This is a genomic window from Paenibacillus lautus (assembly GCF_050482385.1).
Lineage (GTDB): Bacteria > Bacillota > Bacilli > Paenibacillales > Paenibacillaceae > Paenibacillus_AQ > Paenibacillus_AQ lautus_B.
Window position 1 is genome coordinate 86,250 of sequence record NZ_JBCNHV010000021.1, and the last position, 16,714, is coordinate 102,963.

The window sequence follows — 16,714 nt, forward strand, 5'->3', positions numbered from 1 at the left end:
TCCATCACCTCCCTCATGTGAGCGCATCGAAGCAATCAAACAACGATGCGCCGGGAAGATCAGCGGCCTGGCGGATTTGATCCAACGTGCCCTCCGAAGCAATCCGACCTCCGGATATGAGCACAAAGCGATCGCAAATTTTCTCTGCGGTATCCAGCACATGGGTGGACATCAATACACCGGCTCCCCGACGTCTCTCCGCAAGCAGCAGATTCAAAAAATCTCGGGTGGCCCGGGGATCCAATCCGATAAACGGTTCATCTACAATATAGACGTCTGGCTTGGAGAGAAAGCCGATCATCAGCATCATCTTCTGCTTCATTCCTTTGGAGAAGCCTCCCGGCAGTTCATTGCGCACCGACTCCATTCCAAACTGACGGAGAAGCTGATCCGCCTGTGCTTCGAAATGTTCATCATCCATTCCAAATGCGGCAGCTGCCAAATCCAGATGCTCCCATAACGTCAATTCCTCGTAAAACACCGGCTGCTCGGGAACGTAAGCATATCGGGGAGGATGGCCTGCAATAAAGACGTCGGCTTTACTATCTTTAAGCAGCCCCAGCACCGTCTTAATGGTCGTGCTTTTTCCGGCTCCATTCGGTCCGATCAACCCCAGCAGTTCGCCGGGTACCACTTGAAACGATATATCCCGTATGCGTGGGCGACCTGGTTCGTAACCCGCCTGCTGAATATCCACCTTCAGCACCGGCTCGGGCTCAAGTCCATTCTCTTGAATCCTATGCATCCTAACACCCCATCCATTCATCCTATTCTTAGTATTACGCAGATGGACGGGGATTCGTTGCATTTAGTGAAACACTCTTACATTACATCGTAGAAGTTTCAGGGACCCTATGGACTCCATCCCCTATGGTAGAGGCTTCATCCTTCCGTTCGATTCTGCCTTTGAACAGCAGCAGCACGGCACCCACTGCAGCAGTTCCAAGCCCTGCAACAATATAAGTTGGTACAGGTCCCAGGCCTGTAACGAGCGCGCCGCCGAGCGTAGGCCCGATGATTGCCGCACCGCTGGTAAGACTATTGACTGTTCCGAATACGCGGCTCGTCATATGCTCCGGGGCCCTCTTCATCAGCAGCATCTGGAACGGTACAAGCACGAACCCTCCGCCTGCACCTGCTAGAAAGAAGGATCCGAACAGCACCACGCTACGCAGCAGATGCGGCATTTCGGTCACGACGACTACGGCACATACGGCAAACACCAAACCCGCTGCGGCAGCGCCTATTCCCATCTTGGCAAGCGTGCTCCAGCTCAGTTTGCGGACAAACATGGCTGCGATTAACGTGCCCAAGCCGCTGGCGGAAATACAGTAACCAAGCAGATCTTCGGATACATTAGGAATCAACCGGAACAAGGTGACAATCTGAGAATCAGCCATTTGCAGCACCAGTACTACTGCGCATATCGTAACGACGCCTCCCAGCAGCAGCGGTATGCCATAGATCAGCTGCACTCCTTCCCCGATTTCCTTGAAGAAGGATTTTTTTCGTCCGTCATGTCCACTTCGCCCTTCATTTGGCGACTCACCGGTCAGTCCTTTCTGCTTAAGCTGCTTCCGACCCGGCACGCCAAGCAGAAACAGCGCCGATATAACGAAGGCCCCGGCATCGATAATGAAGCATAACTGAATGCCGAACAACGCCATTAATAAACCGCCCATGGACGGCCCGATGATCTTGGACAACTGCTCGATCGATGAACTGATTGTCACCGCCTGATCGATGTGCTTCGGATCTACGATCTCTTTGATCTTGCCGCTCTTGGCAGGAGAGAACAGGACATCCATCAGGCCTTTAACGATCAGCAGTATATAAATTTGTATTAGATTGCCTGCAAACAAAACCCCAATCAAGATAAAAACTCTGACCACGTCCGATATCACCATGATTTTTTTGCGGTCATACCGGTCACCGATCCATCCTGCCACAGGGCCGCCAATCAAGACGGGAATGGCCATGCATAATGTCATCGCCGTTATTTCCCAGGGCGCGGCCTGCCATTTCAATCCGACAAGCGTCAAGAGCGCAATGATATACAGCCACTCTCCCAGGTTGGACACCAGCTGAGATCCCATCAATAACATATAGTTCCGATTGCGCAGCAGCGGCTTTAATCCCTTTGATTCCACGGTTTGTGCTTGATTCATGTTCCCCACCCTTTTCATCCCATCTGAATAATTTCATTATAAAATCGGCGTTCAGAAGGCGTATCGGTCTGGAGGTGTAGTTGATACGGAGCCGGAGAATGAAAATGTTTCGGCTGCATTGTGACAAATCACATGTTGAATTTATTCATTTCAGCGTAATCTTAGATTTGAAGTAATTCAGGACATGAGTCCATATCAAAGGCGGGAGAATGTATGAAGGTCTCACATGAACGCGATACACAGCTTGCTATGCACCTGTATCGGGTGTTTGCCAAGTCATTCAAGAGCGTCAACGAACATGTCGTGAATGGCAGTAAAATCGAAGGCTTTAATCCAACTTCATTTGCCGTAATGGAAGTACTGTTCTATAAAGGCCGCCAACCCATCCAGCAGATCGGGGCACAGCTGCTCCTGCAGAGCGGAAACGTAACCTATGTGGTTGATAAGCTCGTCGAAAAAGGATATGTACGCCGCAAACCCTGTCCCGAGGACAGAAGAGTGATTTACGCCGAGCTGACTCCGCCCGGAGAACAATTGATGCAGAAGCTTTACCCCCTGCATGAACGTCACATCCAGCATGCCCTGGGTGGATTGGATGAGGAAGAGAAGTATCAACTGATTGGGCTTCTGAGTAAAATGGGCAAACATGCGGAACAGGTGCAAATCGTACACCAGCAAGGCTGAAAAAGCAAAGAGAAGAACCCTTCCTCCTTCTCGGAATCAGGGTTCTTCTTATTATTAATAAGAGTCTATCCATCATTTCATTGAAGTCTGCGCCTCTTCCGTTTCCGCCTCCGGTTCAGGAGGAGCATTGCGGAAGGCGGCCACGATAAACAAACAGATCACGGCCATTACGGCCATCACCACAAACAGCGAATTCAGACTGCCCTCCAGTATTCCGCTCAGCAGACCGCCTGACCCTTCAGGCAGTTCAGCGATTCCATGAGGAGAGAGCAATTTGTTGATGTCATCGCTGGTAATGCCTGCAGCATCCGGCTCCGCCGCAAGTCTGCCCGCAATTCCCGCGTTGACCCATAATCCGAACACCGCTACGCCCACGGTCTGACCGAACGTCCGAATGAAGGAGTTCAGCGCCGTGGACGCTCCCCGAACCTGATAACCCACCGAGGATTGTGCAATGATCTGGAACAAAGTCGAGATGTATCCGAAGCCGACGCCATAAATGAAAGTAAAGACCAGCAGCACGCCCAGCGCCGTATCCTTATGCATATAAGCCAATCCCACCGCTCCGATCATTAGGAATACGACGCCGATAATCGCCGTTTTCCGGGAGCCGGATTTAACGATCAAACGGCCGCTGATAATCGAACCGATGAGCCATCCGATCGACATCGGGGCCAATGTCAGTCCCGACAAGGTGGCGTTGCCGCCTCGCACGCCTTGAATCCACAGCGGCAAATACGTGGTCAACCCGATGATAAGCGCACTGACCAGAATATTGGCCACCGTCGATACCGTAATATCCCTGATCTTAAACAGATGGAGCGGCAGCATCGGTTCCTTCACCTTGCTCTCCACCACCAGGAACGCAACCAGCAGCACCACGGAACCGATGATCAGACTGAGCATGAATGGAGACGTCCACGAATAGGTCTCTCCGCCGCCTACCGCGAGCGCAAATAACAGCGCCGTCATCCCTACGGTAAACAGAGCCGCTCCCCCGTAATCGATCGACACCTCGCGGGTGGTGCGTTCCTCTTTGAAATAACGGAAAATCAGCCATATCGATAACAGCGCAAACGGTACATTAAAGACAAAGATCCAGTGCCAGGACAGGTAATCGACAAAATACCCGCCAAGCAGCGGGCCGATCAGAGAGGAGATTCCCCATACGGAGCTGATCATCCCCTGAATTTTTCCACGCTCCTCCAGATTGTAAATATCCCCGACAATCGTGAAGGTCACCGGAATGACGGCGCCCGCCCCGATCCCTTGGATCGCCCTGAATATGATCAGCTGCGTCATGTTCTGCGACAAGCCGCATAGCAATGAGCCAACGAGAAAGATCAGCGAGCCGTATAAAAATACGGGCTTGCGTCCATATAAATCGCTTATTTTACCGAAGATCGGCGTCGTCACAGCCATCGTCAGCAGATAGGCTGTAAAGATCCAGCTCATCAGACTCACGCTGCCGAAGCTGCTGATAATCGCCGGGCCCGCCGGACCGACAACCGTTCCTTCAATCGCAGCCATAAAGGTGGATAACAAAATACCAACCAAGATATAACCGCGTTTGTCTTGTTTTAATACACCCACGTTCCTTCGTCCCCTTTACTCTAGACAGCCCCGGTATAATCCCAGCCCTGCTGCAACAGGTTTCTGGTATGTATCCTTTATAGAGAAAATAAGGCGCAACCGGGGCCAACAGCATAAAAAGCGCCTCCCGATACCAGGAGCGCTTTCATATCATGTAATATTTCTATTATAAAGGTTACCTTGAAGGTTGCACAGTCACTTTTTCCCGCTCTTCAGATGAATGAACGATGTAGCATGTTCCTTCATCAGCTCGGGATCGTGTGTAATCATCAATATGGCCGAGCCTTCCCCAATGACAAAATGACACAGCTCGATCACCTTATCGATGGCGGCATAATCCATTCCCGAGGTTGGTTCGTCCAGGATATACAGCGATCTCTCCAGCATCAATTGGCTGATGATGCTTAGAAGGCGCTTCTCACCCTGACTGAGCAGGTAGGGTGACATCTGAAGCCGGTCCGCAAGTCCCGCCTTCTCCAACAGGAACCTCGCTCGCAGCTGCTGGCTGGGGGACAGCTCCGGACGCTTCATCACGGGCAGCCCTCCATGAAGACTGTAGATCAGCTCCTCCCATACATTCGGGGCGGTAAACATATATTCCGGCTGCTGGAACACATAGCCGATCATCTCGGCTCTGCGGTAGACGGCCATTCCCTTCGTATCTTCCCCTTGCCAGCGTATACTGCCTGCCGGAGCGGGCAGCAGCCCCATGATCAGACGGCTGAGAGTCGTTTTGCCGGAGCCGTTCTCCCCCGTTAGCAGCACCCAGTCGCCAGGGTAAATATTCGCATGGATATCGCACAGCGCCTCACGGCCCCCGGGATAGGTAAATGTTAGCGAATCGACCTCAAGCAATGGGGAGGCGGCAGACTCCCTCGCGCCTTCTGCATGGGGTACCGCGGCAGGCACGGAACCTGCAGCGATCGGCTTGCCCGCATGGCGTTCAGCCGGATGCGGAGGAGTTGCCGCCGGGACAGGGTTGTCCCCGGCGGCGGCACCCCCTGCCTCGCCTGCGGGACGAGGCAGCAAGCCCAGCTGCACCAGCTGCTCCCCGCAGCGGTGCAGAAGCTCATCTGGCGGCCCGTCGAGCACGACGGTCCCGCCGTCCAGGACGATGACGCGCTGCGCTGCGCGCGCGACATCGTCAAAGCGGCCGGACGCGGTGATAAGCGTCCGGCCCTCCGCCTGCAGCTTATCGCACAGCTGCAGGAAGTTCGCCTGCGCCGCGGCATCCAAGCTGGCGCAGGCGTCGTCGAAGACGAAGAGCCGCGGGCGCAGCGCCAGCACTGCGGCAATGGCCGTCCGCTGCCGCTGTCCGCCGGACAGGCTGCGCACCGGGTCCATCCGGCGTTCTAACAACCCGACCGCCGTAAGGGAGTGCACCACCCGCTCCTCGATCTCCGCGGGTGAAACCCGCATATTTTCAGGACCGAAGGCCGCCTCGTCCTCTACGATGCCCGAAACGAGCTGCGCATCGGGATCCTGAAACAATACTCCTACCGCCTCAGCCACGTCGGCAATTGGCGCCGCTGCGGGATCCATGCCATCCAGCAGCACTTCCCCTGTTCTTGTGCCTCCGCCGCTCCGCGGAAGAAGACCGCACAGCAGCTGGCAAAGCGTCGACTTCCCGCTGCCGCTTGCCCCAAGGATAGCGACCCACCCGTTCTGCTCGATCTCCAGATGGAGATCCTGAATAACCGGGCGCTCTTCTTCATCATAGATAAACCCGAGTTCCCGGCATGTTACCGTTGTTCCCGACATGGAACTATCCCTTCACGGCGACGGCAAACCGGCGAAGCAGGCCTGTCTTCACTAACGCCTCTCCTAACACTTTGGTTAACAGACCGCAGAGAAGCACGCCGCTCAGAATGCGCACAACCAGCGCGATGCCAAGCACTTCAAGCGGCCAGGACGTATATCCGAACATATTGGCCGCGAACAGGAACCATAACGGTACCATCGCGCCGCCAACCAGCATGAGCACGCCGGCACTCCACTTTTTGTGGCGGTAGATGGCAAAAATCGTCTCTGCCACGATCATATAGCAGCCTGCGGCCACAAAACACGAAGCGATGCCGTATACCGTGCCCGTCAGAGCCTGTATGGTGCCGCCGATCGCAAACGTGACAACCGCCGTTCCCGGTTTACGAATGATGTAATAGGCCAAGAGCCCATATACCATGTAGATGCCCGTCGTCGTCGAGGTTGCGATGGGTCCGCCAAGACTGTTCAGCAGTTTGTTAACCGGCCCTATGTATACTGTTAGAACAGCATTGACGGCAGCGAGCATCGCCATCAGGATAATTTCCTGCGTCGTAAAAGCAAACCATTTTTTTGGGGATGATGATGAATTCAAATGTAGTCCTCCTTATTTCCAGCCATGGGCGGCTGTACTAGCTTTCGAATGCTTCATTTCATATTTTGCATGCTTCCGCCCTTAACGTCAACCTAATTTTTATTGTTATTGGTTGACAATTTAGACAATCCACCACACGAAAACCGTTGCCAGTATATACATGACAGCCGATATGACCGCCCAAGTTGGAATGTTAACCTCCGTACGGTACGTTCGGTCCGGATACGCGCCAAAGCCTTTGGACTCCATGGCACCCGCCGTTTGCTGCACACGCCGTAGCGCATTGAGCAGAACAGCCGATACAAACTTCAAGCCGTAGCGGATACGGTTACCGAGGCCTTTTGGCGGTCGATGGCCCCTTACTTGCTGGGCAGCCAGAATATGAGTCCCCTCTTCCTCCAACAGCGGGATGAAGGTTAGCGCAGCAGATATGCCAAACGCAAACCGGTAAGGGATTCGAAGACGTCGGGTTAATTCAGCTACCAGTTCTCTCGGATCTGTCGTCAAGATATAAGCCATCGAGGTTAGAAACAAGGTAAACATCCGGAGCGTCATGGCACCCGCAGCGTTCAGCGCCTCCACCGTCAGGGAGATGGGTCCCCACTGCAGCCATACCGTCTCTCCTTTGACCGTCAGGCTGGTCAGAATGAAATAGGGCACCGCAACCATCGCAATCAGCCGGATCCCACCCAGCAGCCGATTGCCTGATACCTGGCCTGCAAATCGGGCTTGTCCGATGCATAGCAGGAGGAATACTGCCTGCTGCCAGGCCTGATCAAGCAGCATGGCTATCACAGCGGTACAAAATAATATCACCAGCTTGCTTAGTGGATCATATCGATGAAGAAGCGTGTTACCCTTCTCATATTGAATCAGCATATTACAACTCTCCTGCCTCTCTATCGCCAATCTTTTCTTAATCGTGAAAAAACGACGGCATCCACATAACCGCTTGGCGTATGGCGATATTCCCGCAATAGTCCTTCGCGCGTATAGCCGATCCCCGTAAACCATCGACATGCCCGTTCATTTCTCGGATCAACAAAAGCCTCGATCCGGTTTAGTCCCATGGATGTGTACCCAAATGCCGCAACCATTTCGGCCGCTTCCGACATGAAGCCCTGCCCCCAATAAGCGCTTGTGAGCTCACAGCCGAACTCGCCCTTGAATGCGCCCTCCAGCTGCCAAATATTAAACCCGCAGCTGCCGATCAATTGGCCGGTGTCGATGACTTCGATGCCCCAGCGGATGGCTTCGTCCTGCTCGGCAAGCAGATGCAGCCAATGAATCAATGCCTTCGCGTCCTCAGCAGAATGCATGGCGGGCAAATCCAGAAAAGCGGTCGTCTTTGGATCGGACCAGCAGCGAAGCATCGCTTCCGCATCATCGGCCTCCATTCTTCGCAGCCGTATCCGCCCGCCTTTTATTTCCGGAATGATTCCCTCGCAGACGTACATGGTTTTTGCACCTCCTTGCAAAAAAACTGACTTGTATGCGCTGTTTCCGGTGATACTATGTCGTGTATAAAAGAGTATAGCGAATATTTAATCCGTGTCCTGGTCATCCATCTGCATCTTAGAACCTAGATGTATCTATATTGATGGATTCGGGAGGCTTCCGTCAATATGCATGTTACGGCCCCCCTTGTACAGTACGGAAGAAGGAGGAAAATCATCTGAGTATGTATATCGCGATTGTCTTGCTGTTCACCGTCGTTTTCATTGCCACTGCCATTACACAGATCGGATATCTGCAGATTACAAGGATGAGAGTAAAGAACGATCTCAAGCTGTTCACCGTTTTGGAAAAAGCCGGACTATACAGCAGAAAGCAATATGAGTCGCTTCAGAAGAACGAAGTGGTTATCACGAGTTTTGACGGATTGAAGCTGTGCGGCGCAGCCATTGAGAAGAATCCCGGCTCCAAGCACTGGATGCTTCTCGCTCACGGCTATACCGGATCCCGAGCCGTATCCACTCAATTTATCGATTTGTTCACAGAAGAGGGCTACAATGTACTTCTCATCGATCAACGTCGGCATGGACGAAGCGAAGGTCGTTATACTACCTACGGGTATTATGAGAAACACGATGTGCAAGCGTGGGTGCGCTGGCTTATTCGGCAGTATGGCCGGGATGTAGCCATCGGACTGCATGGTCAATCACTGGGAGGCGGAACCGTGCTTGAATATTTGTCCATTGCCGAGCCGCAGGTCAAGCTTGTCATCGCCGATTGCCCGTATTCTGATTTGACGGATTTAATGCGGCATCAGCTTACACGCATTAACAAAATCCCTTCGGTGCCGTTCCTGTCTTGGGTGAACGCCAGAATTCGGCGCAAAGCCGGGTTCAGCCTTGATCAAGTCAGTCCGATCCGTGCTGTTCGGAACAGCACGCTGCCGGTTATGTTTATCCATGGCACCAAGGATAATTACGTGCCTACCCGGATGAGTATCGAGATGTTCGAAGCTAAACCGGACCCGAAAAAACTTCTTCTTATCGAAGGCGCTATCCATGCGAACGCTTATCATATTGATCCCAAGTTATATCGGGAAGGCGTGCACTCTTTCCTTCGTGAGCATATAGATCAACCCATGAGAGCACCGCAGCCGGAAGTTGAACGAGTATCACAGCCGGAAACGGAAACTGCACCTGCACCCCATCCTTTCCAGCTGGAGTTGGACGGCTCGCTTGAAACGATATAGACCGCTGGCCCAAACCCTTTCCTTATCTCTTCAAAAAAGCCCCCGCCTGCACGCATACAAACCAGCGTGAGTCGGGGGCTCTTCTCATGTTATGCTGTTATCTGCTTACGCCATGGAGTCTGCCTTCTTCGGATTCACCGGTTTAAGCACTTCATCGCAAAGCTCCTTAAGCCTGCTCTGAATTTCCTTGAATTCCTCGATCCCGGCTCCCGTGAGGCTGTATCCTTCACCGTGCGCCGTCAGGAAGTTCTCCTCGGTCAAGCGTTCGAGTTCACGCTTAACCTCCCGGTCGCCAACCTTATATCCATGACGCTCCAGCTCGGGCTGCATCTCGCTGATCGTTAGGTCCCGCTCATGGGCGTGATAAAGCATATGAATACCGATAAACAAATTCTGTACATCTGCCCGCATTAACGTTCTCTCCTTCCACCTGATTAAATTGATACCTGGTCATGTCATACATTACCCTTGCGCCTGCAAGAGGAATCAGTCGGCTTTACTTGGAGCTTTCTTCCTCATGGCTTGTCCCTTGACGAATATCATATACTTATACTAAGGTGATTGAACCAACGCGAATAAAGGAAGGGCGGTTGACCACATGTTTCAAAACACACCCTATGAAGGCACCCGGAGCGAGCAATACGCCCAGGTCCTGAACCAGTTAAAAGCACTTATACACGATGAGCCCAATGCCATTGCCAATTTGTCCAATGCCTCGGCGCTGCTCAAACAGTTTCTGTCCGATACGAATTGGGTCGGCTTCTATCTGTATGATGGCAAAGAACTGGTGCTCGGGCCGTTCCAGGGGCTGCCCGCTTGCATCCGGATTCCGATGAATCGTGGCGTTTGCGGCACGGCTGCGGCTGAACAAACGACTATGCTTGTTGCCGATGTACATGAATTCCCCGGGCATATTGCCTGTGATGCAGCTTCGAACAGCGAGATTGTTGTGCCGATGATGGTCGACGGCGCATTGTATGGCGTTCTCGATATCGATAGTCCGCTGAAGAACCGTTTCGACCAGGAGGATCAAGCTTTTCTGGAGGAGTTTGTCCACATATTGGAAGGGCAACTCACTTTATAATCAGGATGTTTTTACGTATTCTTCCGTACACTAACCAAGAATTTGAAACCACAATTCTTAGGAGGAATACAAGCTATGTATCAAATGAATAACAACAACTCGCAAATTTCGCAGCAAATTCGTCAGTGCGAGCAAATTCTTCAGCAGTTAACCCAGCAAACGCAGCAGGGTTCGGCTATGTACCAGCAGCTGATGCAGCAAGAACAGCAAAATGCAGCCCGCTTGGAGGAGTTAGCTCAGCGTGAGCGTCAAGCGGCACAGATGATCCAGTCTGCCCTTCAAGGACATCAACAGGCGATGCAGCAGTATCAGCAAATCTCCCAAATCGTTAGACAAGTCGAGAATTCCGTGCAAGCTCACAACCAAACACAGCACATTCAGCCTTCGTTTGGCCAACAGGGTTTTCCTAACACACATCAAGGCCAAGGCTTCCAATAAAAATGCTAAAAGGGGTATCTCATAGGTCGATAAGACCTATGAGATACCCCTTCTACATTATCTACTTCTTCTCTGCCCTTACTCTGAATTCGATCTCAGCTTGTATCTTATACCTCTTTGGCTCTTCCCCGTTCGAACCGCCCTCATCCACGCCTTGCGACTGTGAATCCATCACGAAATCCGCGGATCCATAGACGACGTAGTCCCCAACCGGAAAGCCATTCTCCAGGGAACGGATAAAATCTTTGAACCTCTTGTCGTCACTGCTGTCGTAACCACCTCCGATTTGATAATATTCGCGCAGCGGCTCGCCCTTTTTCAGCGCGGTTGTAATATAGGGCTCATTCATGGCATAACTGATGTTGTAGTCCCTTGTGAGCTCTTTCATCGGGAAATAAAAGGCAGAGGCCGCATGGCCGATCGTAACCTCATCCAACTCGCCGACATACTCCAGCTCCGCGTATACTCGAACCTGATCTCCATGCTCGTACTGCCCCTTCTCGCTAACGAGGCGATACACGAAGTCCTCATCAGGAACTTCCGCATGATGTCCCCTGGCAGCTATATTCAATGGAGGATCAGACGGAGCCGCCCCTAGCGTCTCCTGCTTCACACAACCTGTTAGCATCAACATCAAGATAAACCCCATATAAAGGTATCTTTTCATCTTCATTTTCACCTCAACTTCCAGACGGATGGTCAGAGGGCAATGTTGCACAGAACTGCAAAAAAGCCGCATCCAAAACTCCTCAGCATTGCGAAGTTTTGGATCGACTTATAGTCAAACTTTCTATTCATGGCAACCTGAGTTGTGACCGCCACAGGACTGCATCGGATTTCAAGACTCGTAAATGTTCTTTACCCGTCCCACCTGGCCATCTTGAAGGCGTACTTTAATGCCATGCGGATGGTTCGGGGAATTCGTCAGAATATCCTTGACCACGCCGCGGGTTAATTTGCCCGTTCGCTGATCCTGCTTCAATACGATATCGACCTCAAGTCCCGGTTTGATATTGGAACGCTGCCCACCGTTCATCGTCGTCCCTCCTGTCCATTTCTTGATGCTGTCCGTTCTCTATTGTCCACCTTACTGAAATCAAGGTTGAAAAGCAAATTCCAAACAACAAAGGACTGCCCGTTAAAAGATCATTCAGATCTTCAATCGGACAGTCCTTCTATCTCATTCTAAGTATAGATATACACTCAATGAAAAATGATGATGCGCTACAGGACGCTTCCGCCATGCATGAAGCGATTTTTCCAGGAATCACCGAAGGTACCTACAAGGACACCACCGGATTGTTTTGAGTACGTATGCAGCAGCTTATTGTCTCCCAAATAAATAGCTACATGGGTGATCCGCTGTTTGGACTTGTCCAATCCGGCATAAGCGGATGCCGATGAACCTCTGTAACTCATAAAGAATACAAGATCCCCGCGTTTTAATTGATTCACGTTATAAACAGCTGTTCCTTTGTCCTTGACGTATTGCCCTTGCGCACGGGAATCGCTTGGCAGCGTAATGTTAGCGCCTTCCATAAATGCGCGGCGAACAAAGGCCGAGCAGTCAAAGGTTTTCGTTGAATTACGGTTAGAACCGAATTCATATGGCGTGCCCAGATACTTCATACCTGCACTGATTACTTTTTCAACGCTGGCATTGGCAGAGGGCGCGGTACTTCCCGAATTGCCGGAATTGTTAGAAGAGCCATTACTTTGGTTAATATATTTAGACGAAGCATAACCTTGCTTGCCGTTCGAAGTTTTGATCTTATACCAGCCTGAGCTGCTGCCCAGAATTTGAACGCTGTCACCTTTATACACACGGTCCAATACTTTACCCGAAGTCGAAGGCTGATTGCGCATATACACATTCGAGGCTGCTACACCCTTGGTTGTTGATTGCACGCTGGCAGCAGCTACTTCATTCACAGACCCATATCCGTAAGAGCCAAGAACAGCTGCTGATAGAAGCGCTCCGGCCATCAATTGTTTAAAGCTTTTTTTCGAGAAAATAATGATCTCCCCCATCTCGTTAGATTGTGGAATGACGAAATTGTCATTTTCGTGATCCCGCAATCATTATAGACAAGCCATGTCTCGGGACGCATGCAACCATCCTCACAAAAACGCATGCCAACTATTGGTAAAGAGGGGGACTATAGTCTCTTTTTATGCTTGAATTTAGTATAAATAGATTATTATAGAAATAAAACATGCCAAAATAACCCAACCAGCCCGGTGTAACGAACGCCGGAATTCTCTGTTGGGTCTTTCTACTTACCATATATACCTATTTTTTCTTACTATTGTTGCATGGGAGTATATATTCCGATCCTTCCTACAGCTAAAAAAGCCTGTCCAGACGGGTATCCCCATCTGACAGACTTTAGTTTATCGTACCTCCTAAATTTCGTTCCACTACATTTTTGTAAACTTTTGACCTTATGGCCTCTTGGAATAGAGCGGATACCCAGGGTTTTCCGGTACGTCAATGAGGATGACCCTGACATTGTCTTGCGCCTTAAGGCTTAACGTCTCTCCCAGCTTTGTATCCATTACCATAAAGTCCCGCTGACGAAATAGAAGGCTTTCCTCTTCGGCACAAAAGCTGCCAGCCCCCCTTACGGCAAGCACAGCCGCTCTCCTGCCGGACTTCAGTTCATACTGAGCTTCGTTACCAGCCAGAATCTGAATATCCAGCATCCTCACATCTACGGATAAATCGGTCGGTGCAGAACCGCCAATCATCGTTTTAACCAGTCCACCCTGTATGCGGGTTACCGGGAAGGAATCCGGTCGATACTGACGACAGGCAGGGTTCTGTTTCAATGAATCGCGAAGATACGGCTCGAACCAAATCTGAAATCCTTCTGCATCCGGTCCAGTCAGACGTTCCTCGTGTGTTAGCCCGGAACCGGCCCTCATCAATTGCAAGCCTCCAGGCCCCAACTCACTGTGCGTGCCATGCGAATCCTTATGAACGCCGTTTCCTTGAATCATATAAGTCACGATTTCAAAACCCTGATGGGGATGAGGCGCGATATAACCTTCGACGGGCGAACGGAACCAGGACCAATAGAAAAGCGGCCCCACCCGGGTCACGGCAGACCCTTCTCCGGAGAAACCGATCGGTTTCTGCTCCGTTATCCTTCCTCCATCGAGAGAGCCCGCGCTCTGATTCTCGGGTGGATATACATTTCCTATCATGTCCAGTCTCCTCCTTTCACCCATCCATGATGGACCTTGAACAGGTGCTGCATTGATTATCTCGGCTTTAAGATAGTATCAACGATAACAGAATATATATCAACATCCTTAAATTCCCTTCTTGCGGATGCATATTTGCGAATCACTTTTCAGTTTATTTTCAGTTCACGTTCAGTCTTCATTCAGCTAGAGCACGTATGATGAAGTTGAAGGAATGAGATAAGGGGAGTTTTGTGCTATGGAATCAATGCATCGTATTCGCGTTTTGCTAGTGGACGACGAGCCGCATATCCTGCAGTTTCTGGAGCTTGGTCTCCAAAATGAAGGGTTTGAGGTGCGGACGGTCCCCGATGGGGAACGTGCGATAATGGAAGCAAGCCGCTTCGAGCCGCATATCATCGTACTGGATGTGATGATGCCGGGAATGGACGGACTTTCCGTATGCAGACGGATGAAGGAGGAGGGGCTGGATGTCGCGATCATTATGCTTACCGCGAAGGACGAGATTGATGACCGTGTAAAGGGCCTCATGATCGGAGCGGATGATTACATGGCCAAGCCCTTCAGTTTCGAAGAGCTGCTTGCCCGAATGCAAGCAAGGCTGCGCAATCAGTTCCCGAGCCTGCTGGGTGAAATCCGGCTTGGCCCGTTCACCATCGATGACCGGAAGAAGGAAATCGCATACCTGGGGGAGGCCCTTGAGCTGTCGCCCACGGAATATAAGCTGCTTAAACTGCTTGTGACCAAACATGGCAGCGTTTTGAGTAAAACGAACATTTTGAATATTGTGTGGGATTATGATTTTGGCGGAGAGGATAACATCGTTGAGGTTTATATCCGATCCCTGCGCGAGAAGCTCGGTGATAAAGAACACCGGGTCATTCGCACGCTTCGCGGAGCCGGCTATCGGGTCGATTTGCCATGAGTTTGCGAAACCGTACGCGTTCATCCGAGCCTACGTCTCTACGTACGCAGCTCCTGTCACGATCCCTCATCGTCTTGGCGCTTCTGCTCGTGCTGATCGGCGCATTGCAATATGTGTTAATGAAAAATGCCCTGTTCCGCAATCAAGCCGAGGCGCTTTCCCTTCAGGCTCGCTCGATCCCTGTGGAGTTATGGGAGCCTGATCGGGAGCCGCGTAACCGGCCTGCAGGGCGAAATAACGAAGCCCTTCCGGAAAACCCGCGTCAGGGAGACAGACCTATGTTCTTTCTGCCGAATATGTCGCTTGCCAAGATCGAAACCGACGGAAGCTACACCGACCTGGCCGCTGACCATGGTCTGTCCGCGCCAAAGCTGACAGCAGAAGCTTATTCAGCCATTCTGGAGAAATTCCAGGAGCGTCAGCCTATTTCGTATGAAGTGATCGACAATGCCGAAGGCACCGAGCAGATCATTGTCTTTCGCCTTTACGGCAATCCAAGCAGCCCCTCGGGTGTGCTGCAGCTTGGATTGGATACGCAGCCGCTGCATGCTGTTCTGCTGCGGCAGCTGCTGATTTTTGCCGTACTGGCTTTACTGGCCATGGCTGCAGGCGTTGCACTGTACCTGCCTTTGCTGCGCCGGACGCTCCACCCGCTGAACCGAATGGTCGAAACGGTAGAGCGCACAGACGCTGGAAACTTGGCGGAGCGTTTTCCTGCCGTGCAGGGTCAACGAGAGATTGACCGTTTGGCCGAATCGTTTAACGGCATGCTGGAAAGGCTCGAAGATGCGTTTGAAACGGAACGCGAAGCCAAAGAGCAGATGCGGAGGTTTATTGCCGATGCTTCCCATGAGCTGCGAACGCCGCTCACTTCCATTCACGGCTTTCTGGAGGTGCTTGGCCGCGGCGCTGCCGACAACCCGGAGCAGCTGCATGCTGCACTATCCAGCATGCACGGGGAATCCAAGCGCATGAAGAAATTGGTCGAGGATTTGCTTCTGTTAGCCAAGCTTGACCGCAAGCCGGAGCTCCATCTACAGGAAACCCTGCTGGATCAGCTGCTGCTTGAAATGGAACCCCATCTGAGGATGCTTGCCCAAGGCAGGAGTGTAACGATTCAAGCGATACCGGTACTATGCCGGTGTGACCCCGATAAGATCAAACAGGTCGTCTATAACCTGTTTCATAATGCGGTACAGCATACTGACTCTGCCACAGGGCGGATTACTGTAACGGTTCATCAAACCAAGGACCATGCCGTACTGCTGGTTGGTGATAATGGAGCCGGGATTCCGAAGGAGCATCTGCCCCATCTGTTCGAGCGGTTCTACCGCATCGATGAATCCCGGACCAGACAGCATGGCGGTGCGGGTCTTGGATTATCCATTACCCAATCCATCATTGCCGCGCATGGCGGTCAGATGAGTGTGGACAGTACGGTCAACCAAGGAACGGTTTTTCGTGCCGAGTGGTCGGGTATCATTCATTCCTTAGCCTGAAATCTCCTTCACAAGCCCCGGCAGGACCACCGTCAATGACGAAAACATCCGCC

18 protein-coding genes are annotated in these 16,714 nt (G+C 51.7%); 6 read left to right on the forward strand and 12 right to left on the reverse strand.

What is annotated here, in order from left to right:
• Positions 1–13: 13 nt before the first annotated feature.
• Entirely contained in the window at positions 14–745 is a 732-nt protein-coding gene (locus ABEW73_RS24745) for an ABC transporter ATP-binding protein (RefSeq protein WP_430173151.1), read from the reverse strand.
• Between the two features lie 82 nt (positions 746–827).
• Positions 828–2,168 carry an MFS transporter gene (locus ABEW73_RS24750; protein WP_430173149.1) on the reverse strand — a complete coding sequence of 447 codons (1,341 nt, stop codon included), beginning with the start codon at positions 2,166–2,168 and terminating at the stop codon, positions 828–830.
• 213 nt (positions 2,169–2,381) lie between these two features.
• Between ABEW73_RS24750 and ABEW73_RS24755 the strand changes: the two genes are divergently transcribed.
• Positions 2,382–2,852, forward strand: coding sequence for a MarR family winged helix-turn-helix transcriptional regulator (locus ABEW73_RS24755; protein ID WP_430173147.1), 471 nt, complete (start codon positions 2,382–2,384; stop codon positions 2,850–2,852).
• A gap of 72 nt (positions 2,853–2,924) precedes the next feature.
• Here the strand turns inward: ABEW73_RS24755 and ABEW73_RS24760 are convergent, their stop codons facing one another.
• The 5 genes from ABEW73_RS24760 to ABEW73_RS24780 form a co-directional block, all read right to left on the reverse strand.
• A complete protein-coding gene (locus tag ABEW73_RS24760; protein ID WP_430173145.1) occupies positions 2,925–4,445 on the reverse strand; it encodes an MDR family MFS transporter in 1,521 nt (506 codons plus the stop codon).
• A 195-nt stretch (positions 4,446–4,640) separates the two neighbouring features.
• Entirely contained in the window at positions 4,641–6,206 is a 1,566-nt protein-coding gene (locus ABEW73_RS24765; RefSeq protein ID WP_430173144.1) for an ABC transporter ATP-binding protein, read from the reverse strand.
• A gap of 4 nt (positions 6,207–6,210) precedes the next feature.
• On the reverse strand, positions 6,211–6,801 hold the full coding sequence (locus tag ABEW73_RS24770; RefSeq protein WP_372238824.1) for an ECF transporter S component: 591 nt from the start codon (positions 6,799–6,801) through the stop codon (positions 6,211–6,213).
• 120 nt (positions 6,802–6,921) lie between these two features.
• Positions 6,922–7,680, reverse strand: coding sequence for an energy-coupling factor transporter transmembrane component T family protein (locus ABEW73_RS24775; RefSeq protein ID WP_430173142.1), 759 nt, complete (start codon positions 7,678–7,680; stop codon positions 6,922–6,924).
• 20 nt (positions 7,681–7,700) lie between these two features.
• The gene (locus tag ABEW73_RS24780; RefSeq protein WP_430173140.1) at positions 7,701–8,258 is read right to left on the reverse strand and encodes a GNAT family N-acetyltransferase; all 558 of its coding nucleotides are present in this window, start codon (positions 8,256–8,258) and stop codon (positions 7,701–7,703) included.
• Positions 8,259–8,482: 224 nt separating this feature from the next.
• On the opposite strand from ABEW73_RS24780, the gene ABEW73_RS24785 reads away from it, so the two are divergent.
• The gene (locus ABEW73_RS24785) at positions 8,483–9,505 is read left to right on the forward strand and encodes an alpha/beta hydrolase (RefSeq protein ID WP_430173138.1); all 1,023 of its coding nucleotides are present in this window, start codon (positions 8,483–8,485) and stop codon (positions 9,503–9,505) included.
• Positions 9,506–9,610: 105 nt separating this feature from the next.
• On the opposite strand, the gene ABEW73_RS24790 is transcribed toward ABEW73_RS24785, so the two are convergent.
• A complete protein-coding gene (locus ABEW73_RS24790; RefSeq protein WP_430173137.1) occupies positions 9,611–9,916 on the reverse strand; it encodes a hypothetical protein in 306 nt (101 codons plus the stop codon).
• Between the two features lie 187 nt (positions 9,917–10,103).
• Between ABEW73_RS24790 and ABEW73_RS24795 the strand changes: the two genes are divergently transcribed.
• The gene (locus ABEW73_RS24795) at positions 10,104–10,589 is read left to right on the forward strand and encodes a GAF domain-containing protein (RefSeq protein ID WP_430173135.1); all 486 of its coding nucleotides are present in this window, start codon (positions 10,104–10,106) and stop codon (positions 10,587–10,589) included.
• Between the two features lie 75 nt (positions 10,590–10,664).
• The gene (locus ABEW73_RS24800; protein WP_098741910.1) at positions 10,665–11,027 is read left to right on the forward strand and encodes an AMP-dependent synthetase and ligase; all 363 of its coding nucleotides are present in this window, start codon (positions 10,665–10,667) and stop codon (positions 11,025–11,027) included.
• 61 nt (positions 11,028–11,088) lie between these two features.
• On the opposite strand, the gene ABEW73_RS24805 is transcribed toward ABEW73_RS24800, so the two are convergent.
• From ABEW73_RS24805 to ABEW73_RS24820, 4 genes are all read right to left on the reverse strand, one after another.
• Positions 11,089–11,694, reverse strand: a complete 606-nt coding sequence (locus tag ABEW73_RS24805; RefSeq protein WP_430173133.1) for a hypothetical protein — start codon at positions 11,692–11,694, stop codon at positions 11,089–11,091.
• Positions 11,695–11,865: 171 nt separating this feature from the next.
• Positions 11,866–12,063 (reverse strand): YwbE family protein, encoded by a 198-nt coding sequence (locus ABEW73_RS24810; protein ID WP_053490029.1) that lies wholly within the window; start codon positions 12,061–12,063, stop codon positions 11,866–11,868.
• Positions 12,064–12,251: 188 nt separating this feature from the next.
• Positions 12,252–13,106: a C40 family peptidase gene (locus tag ABEW73_RS24815; protein WP_430173131.1), complete on the reverse strand. Its 855-nt coding sequence runs from the start codon at positions 13,104–13,106 to the stop codon at positions 12,252–12,254.
• Between the two features lie 366 nt (positions 13,107–13,472).
• Positions 13,473–14,237 carry a pirin family protein gene (locus tag ABEW73_RS24820; RefSeq protein ID WP_430173129.1) on the reverse strand — a complete coding sequence of 255 codons (765 nt, stop codon included), beginning with the start codon at positions 14,235–14,237 and terminating at the stop codon, positions 13,473–13,475.
• Between the two features lie 238 nt (positions 14,238–14,475).
• Here ABEW73_RS24820 and ABEW73_RS24825 point away from each other — a divergent pair, with 238 nt between their 5' ends.
• Entirely contained in the window at positions 14,476–15,162 is a 687-nt protein-coding gene (locus ABEW73_RS24825) for a response regulator transcription factor (RefSeq protein WP_430173127.1), read from the forward strand.
• The gene (locus ABEW73_RS24830) at positions 15,159–16,661 is read left to right on the forward strand and encodes a sensor histidine kinase (protein WP_430173126.1); all 1,503 of its coding nucleotides are present in this window, start codon (positions 15,159–15,161) and stop codon (positions 16,659–16,661) included. Before ABEW73_RS24825 ends, ABEW73_RS24830 begins: the two co-directional genes overlap by 4 nt.
• Positions 16,662–16,714 lie beyond the last annotated feature (53 nt).

Excerpts from the sequence above, each read along its gene's own strand:
- ABEW73_RS24745 (WP_430173151.1), bottom strand. The coding sequence starts at position 745 with ATGCATAGGATTCAAGAGAATGGACTTGAGCCCGAGCCGGTGCTGAAG.
- ABEW73_RS24750 (WP_430173149.1), bottom strand. The coding sequence starts at position 2,168 with ATGAATCAAGCACAAACCGTGGAATCAAAGGGATTAAAGCCGCTGCTG.
- ABEW73_RS24755 (WP_430173147.1), top strand. The coding sequence starts at position 2,382 with ATGAAGGTCTCACATGAACGCGATACACAGCTTGCTATGCACCTGTAT.
- ABEW73_RS24765 (WP_430173144.1), bottom strand. The coding sequence starts at position 6,206 with ATGTCGGGAACAACGGTAACATGCCGGGAACTCGGGTTTATCTATGAT.
- ABEW73_RS24775 (WP_430173142.1), bottom strand. The coding sequence starts at position 7,680 with ATGCTGATTCAATATGAGAAGGGTAACACGCTTCTTCATCGATATGAT.
- ABEW73_RS24780 (WP_430173140.1), bottom strand. The coding sequence starts at position 8,258 with ATGTACGTCTGCGAGGGAATCATTCCGGAAATAAAAGGCGGGCGGATA.
- ABEW73_RS24785 (WP_430173138.1), top strand. The coding sequence starts at position 8,483 with ATGTATATCGCGATTGTCTTGCTGTTCACCGTCGTTTTCATTGCCACT.
- ABEW73_RS24790 (WP_430173137.1), bottom strand. The coding sequence starts at position 9,916 with ATGCGGGCAGATGTACAGAATTTGTTTATCGGTATTCATATGCTTTAT.
- ABEW73_RS24795 (WP_430173135.1), top strand. The coding sequence starts at position 10,104 with ATGTTTCAAAACACACCCTATGAAGGCACCCGGAGCGAGCAATACGCC.
- ABEW73_RS24800 (WP_098741910.1), top strand. The coding sequence starts at position 10,665 with ATGTATCAAATGAATAACAACAACTCGCAAATTTCGCAGCAAATTCGT.
- ABEW73_RS24805 (WP_430173133.1), bottom strand. The coding sequence starts at position 11,694 with ATGAAAAGATACCTTTATATGGGGTTTATCTTGATGTTGATGCTAACA.
- ABEW73_RS24810 (WP_053490029.1), bottom strand. The coding sequence starts at position 12,063 with ATGAACGGTGGGCAGCGTTCCAATATCAAACCGGGACTTGAGGTCGAT.
- ABEW73_RS24820 (WP_430173129.1), bottom strand. The coding sequence starts at position 14,237 with ATGATAGGAAATGTATATCCACCCGAGAATCAGAGCGCGGGCTCTCTC.
- ABEW73_RS24825 (WP_430173127.1), top strand. The coding sequence starts at position 14,476 with ATGGAATCAATGCATCGTATTCGCGTTTTGCTAGTGGACGACGAGCCG.
- ABEW73_RS24830 (WP_430173126.1), top strand. The coding sequence starts at position 15,159 with ATGAGTTTGCGAAACCGTACGCGTTCATCCGAGCCTACGTCTCTACGT.